We start from the raw sequence: 4299 nt of genomic DNA on the forward strand, positions 1-4299 counted from the left end.
CTTCGATACTTTTGTGTGGTTCTAGCTTTAACAATCTCGGCATGGCGATCGCCCAACTCTTACTATTCATCCCTTAATTTATCAGGTTTAATTTTTTTATACCGATGCTACCGGATTTGATATGATAGAGTATAAATTTAAGAAATGCGGTCGGCTAGACCGTGAATGCCTGTGGATGAGAAACCGCCGACGGCCTTAGTAGAAGCAGGAAGTAAACATCGAGTTGTCACTTTATGCGACGCTTTGTGTCAGTTTTATAGAGCAGTGATTAAAGATGCGCGAAGAACAATCCAAAGATTTTTTAGAAGCAAGACCTTGGTTATCAGGGATTTGTGATACTCAAAGCACTGAGGAATTAAAAAATAAGTATGATGGTTGGGCTAAGACTTATGATACAGATGTCAGAAAAGATTGGTCTTTTATGCCTGGTAATATAGCAAGAACATTAAGCCAACTGCTTCCTCACAAAGAAACCGCGTTCTGGATGCTGGTGCTGGAACGGGTTTAGTGGGTGAAGCTTTAGCCCAACAAGGATATACAAATATTACTGCTGTTGATTTGTCAGAAAAAATGCTGGCGATCGCTAAAGAGAGAGAAGTTTACAAGGTTCTCTATCAGTGTAATTTAGAAGATTCCCAAATTTTTAGCAATTCAGTAACTTTTGATGCTATTATTGCAGCAGGAGTTTTTGCTTATGCTCATGCTGGTCTTGAGGTTTTAAATAATCTATTCTGCTTTTTAAAGGAGGAGGGAATTTTTTTGTTGACGATACGGGAAGACTATCGCCGTGAAATGCAGACAGCCTTAGATAAATTACCGTGGACATTAGTCAGTGAAGAGTATTTTCCTATCTATGACGAAGCCAAGTTGATGTATCTTCTGGCTTTCAAAAAGGAGCGATCGTAATGAAGAATCAAAGTATTGACAAATTAACTATATCTGAGCAAGAAACCTCGGAGAATAAAAGGTTTGTCAAAATATCTGACCGAGAAGATAGATGTGATATTCCTAAGTCGGCTTGGAGACCTCTGACAGAAAATGCCTACTTACAGACTTGGAAAGGGGTACTTCTGGAAAAAGACCCCATGCAAATTGCAGCTTATCCCATGCTGCTTTACGAGTTACAACCAAAGACAATTATTGAACTGGGTGCGCTCAAAGGGGGAAGTGCCATTTGGTTAGCCGATCAGTTGGAACAGTTTTGTATTAAAGGTGAGGTTTACTGTGTTGATAACGACCTTTCTCAGCTTGATATAAAAGCCAAAGGAGACTCTAGAATTCATTTTTTAGAAGGTGATTGTCGAGAAATTAATGCTGTTTTACCCACAGGGTTGCTTGTCTCACTGCCTCATCCTTGGTTAATTATAGAGGATGTTCATGATAATCTAGTTGGTATTCTTAAGCATTTTCATCACAATGGTCTGCAAACTGGAGATTACCTGATTATCGAAGACACCAATAAGTTCATGTGGGAAGTATGGTCTGATTGGGAAGACCAGGAATTAATTCAGCGAGGATGGTCTAAGCTTGATGAATTGAAAAGCTGGTTAATGAAGCATCAAGATGAGTACTTAATCGATGCTTACTATCAAGATATGTACGGTTATAATGCTTCAAAAAATTGGAATTCTATTTTGAAAAAAGCATGACAACAAATCAAGACAGACTAAATAGCGATTGTAAAATTCAGTTTATGCAAAATGAACGTTTTATCATTATCGATGGTAAACGCTTCCATTACACTTGGTTGCGCGACCATTGTCCAAGTCCTAAATCTCGCCATCAGACCTCTTTTCAGAGGCTTTATGACATTAGCGATAGTGTCTTACCCCCAAAACCTTTGTCGGTCGAGGAACGAGATGGACAACTAATTATTGACTGGGATGAAAACCCTCCTCACCGGAGCATTTTTTCTATCTCCTGGCTATTACGCCATGCCTACGATCCAAAACCTGCATGTTTCAGCAACGAGATTGTCTTTTGGGATAAGCTATGGCTTGAAGCTAATTCTCCAGATCGACCTGACACCCAATCGTGCAACTCTCAATTGTGGATAAATCAGTTATTTAAGCTCGGGTTTGTAATTCTACAAAACATAGCTCCTGAAAATTTAGATTCTTTTATATCATCCATTGGGCCGATTCGCAACACAGAATACGGTAAAATTTCGTCAGTGAAGGTAACCCCGGAAGCAAAAGACTTGTTTGCAACAGCTCACGGTCTTCCTCCCCATACAGATTTCACTTTCTGGCAAGGAAATCGCGTAGCACAGTTTCTATATTGTGTGGAAAACAATGCCTTGGGGGGTGATTCTATGGTTGTGGATGGTTTTCGCGTAGCTAATGATTTCCGCCAGGATCATCCCGACCACTTCCAGACTTTAGTAAAAACTCCAGTACAGTTTTGGTTGTATAACGATAAGCTTAAATATTTTTTCTGTCCCGAAAATCCAATCATCGAGTTAGATCACGAAGGTAGGGTTGCTGCACTCCGCTTCCACTATAAGAACTATATTCTCAATTTACCATTCGAGCAAATGGAATCTTTTTATGAAGCTTACTCAAGGTTCTTTAACTACTTGAAAAATCCTGATTACCAATACTGCTTCCGTCTCAAACCAGGAGAGTGTCTACTCGTGCAAAATTTTAGAGTCCTGCACGGGAGGACAGCTTTCGATCCGACATCGGGAAGTAGGGAAATAAAAACAGCATATATGGAGTGGGACTACCTCATTGGGCGAAGAAACTTTGAGCAACGAGAGTTTTACTTTGCTGAATAACCCCAGTTTCTTTGTGAACTTGAGGTAGCTTACTATTTTAGCTCCCTGTTGTGCTTATCTTAATGCCATGTTCCTGATATTTTTATCGCAAGAAGGTGAGACACTCCCGCTTACTAACTCTGACAAATTGTCAGATGGACTCATTTATAATTACTAAGAGGTTTTGACCTATGCAAAACGAAAATTTTGTACTCATTGAGGGGAAACGCTTTCACTACAGTTGGTTGCGTGACAACTCTCCTCAGTCTTACCATGCCAAATCTCTAAGAAAAATTTATGACATTAGCGATCGCACCTCACCGCCAAAACCTTTATCGATTCAGGAGCAGGATGACAAGCTAATAATTGAGTGGGATGAAACTCCGCCTCACCGTAGCATCTTTTCTATTTCTTGGCTGCTCACTCATGCTTACGATCCTCAGCCCCAAACCTTTGACCAAGAAGTTATCCTTTGGGATAAAGCTTGGCTGGCAGCTAACCCACAAAAGAAGTACGACTCTTCATGCGATCCTCAAACTTGGATGAGTCAGTTATTTACGCTGGGGTTTGTCATCATAGAGAACATTGCATCTGAAAATTTGGAGTCTTTTATCTCCTCCTTGGGTCCAATTATCCTGAATGAAGACGGAGAAAAGTTCTATACAGTAAAAGATATACCGACCGGAGAAAAACGCTCGTACCTGACTGGTGCTGCTCTAGAGCCTCATAATGCGTTTAGCTCCTGGGAGTGTTTTCCCTTAGCGAAGTTTCTCTATTGTGTACAAAACGAGACTTCGGGTGGCAAGTCGTTACTTGTAGATAGTTTTCGCATAGCTCAAGATTTTCGCCAGAATCATCCAGATTACTTCCAGATTTTGACAAAAGTCCCAGCACCTTTTTGGCGAATTGAGCGCAATCATCAATATATTTTCTTTCACAAACGCCCCATCATAGAACTCAATCAGAATGGCGAGATCGCAGAAGTCCGCTTTCATCATGAACAAAACTTTCTTCCCAGTCTACCATTTAACCAAATGGAAGAGTTTTATCAAGCCTACTCTAGCTTCCATCGCTACCTGAAAAATCCTGATTACCAATACAACTTCCGTCTCAAACCAGGAGAGTGTCAGGTCATTCAAAATTCTAGAGTAATGCACGGACGTTCAGCTTACGAACCGACTTCAGGAACTAGGCAGCTTAGGGCAGCATATGTCAACTGGAACTATTTGGTTGGACGAAGAAACTTTTATCAATACAAGTTCAAGCTGAGATTTGAGTAGAAGTTGACTTGGCGGTGACTCCAGAATTGTCTCAAACAATTTAAAAAATTAAGACCTCTGATAAATCAATGCAATCCATCGTTGAATGCTCAAAAAATGAACCCAAAATTGTGGCATTGTGGGGGGCACCTAGATGTGCCTCTACTGTCTTTGAAAAAACTTTTATGCAACGCTGCGATACAGTAGTTCTACATGCCCCCTTTGCCGACATCTATTATTTTAGTAAGTGGCGACGATCCACTAGCTTTGGGAATCGTCAGG

General features: G+C 40.5%; 5 protein-coding genes and 1 pseudogene. All 6 read left to right on the forward strand.

The window, feature by feature from the left end; all coding sequences use genetic code 11:
- Positions 1 to 274: 274 nt before the first annotated feature.
- A complete protein-coding gene (locus tag F6K13_RS20640; protein WP_124144954.1) occupies positions 275 to 508 on the forward strand; it encodes a hypothetical protein in 234 nt (77 codons plus the stop codon).
- Positions 508 to 906, forward strand: a complete 399-nt coding sequence (locus F6K13_RS20645; protein ID WP_240038950.1) for a class I SAM-dependent methyltransferase — start codon at positions 508 to 510, stop codon at positions 904 to 906. Before F6K13_RS20640 ends, F6K13_RS20645 begins: the two co-directional genes overlap by 1 nt.
- On the forward strand, positions 906 to 1649 hold the full coding sequence (locus tag F6K13_RS20650) for a CmcI family methyltransferase (RefSeq protein ID WP_124144952.1): 744 nt from the start codon (positions 906 to 908) through the stop codon (positions 1647 to 1649). Before F6K13_RS20645 ends, F6K13_RS20650 begins: the two co-directional genes overlap by 1 nt.
- 44 nt (positions 1650 to 1693) lie before the next feature.
- Entirely contained in the window at positions 1694 to 2779 is a 1086-nt protein-coding gene (locus F6K13_RS20655; protein ID WP_205127364.1) for a TauD/TfdA family dioxygenase, read from the forward strand.
- Positions 2780 to 2949: 170 nt separating this feature from the next.
- A complete protein-coding gene (locus tag F6K13_RS20660; RefSeq protein WP_124155439.1) occupies positions 2950 to 4038 on the forward strand; it encodes a TauD/TfdA family dioxygenase in 1089 nt (362 codons plus the stop codon).
- A 68-nt stretch (positions 4039 to 4106) separates the two neighbouring features.
- A pseudogene (locus tag F6K13_RS20665) lies at positions 4107 to 4299 on the forward strand (hypothetical protein); the annotation flags it as partial.

Source organism: Okeania sp. SIO2B9, assembly GCF_010672505.1.
In the GTDB taxonomy this organism is placed as follows: domain Bacteria; phylum Cyanobacteriota; class Cyanobacteriia; order Cyanobacteriales; family Microcoleaceae; genus Okeania; species Okeania hirsuta.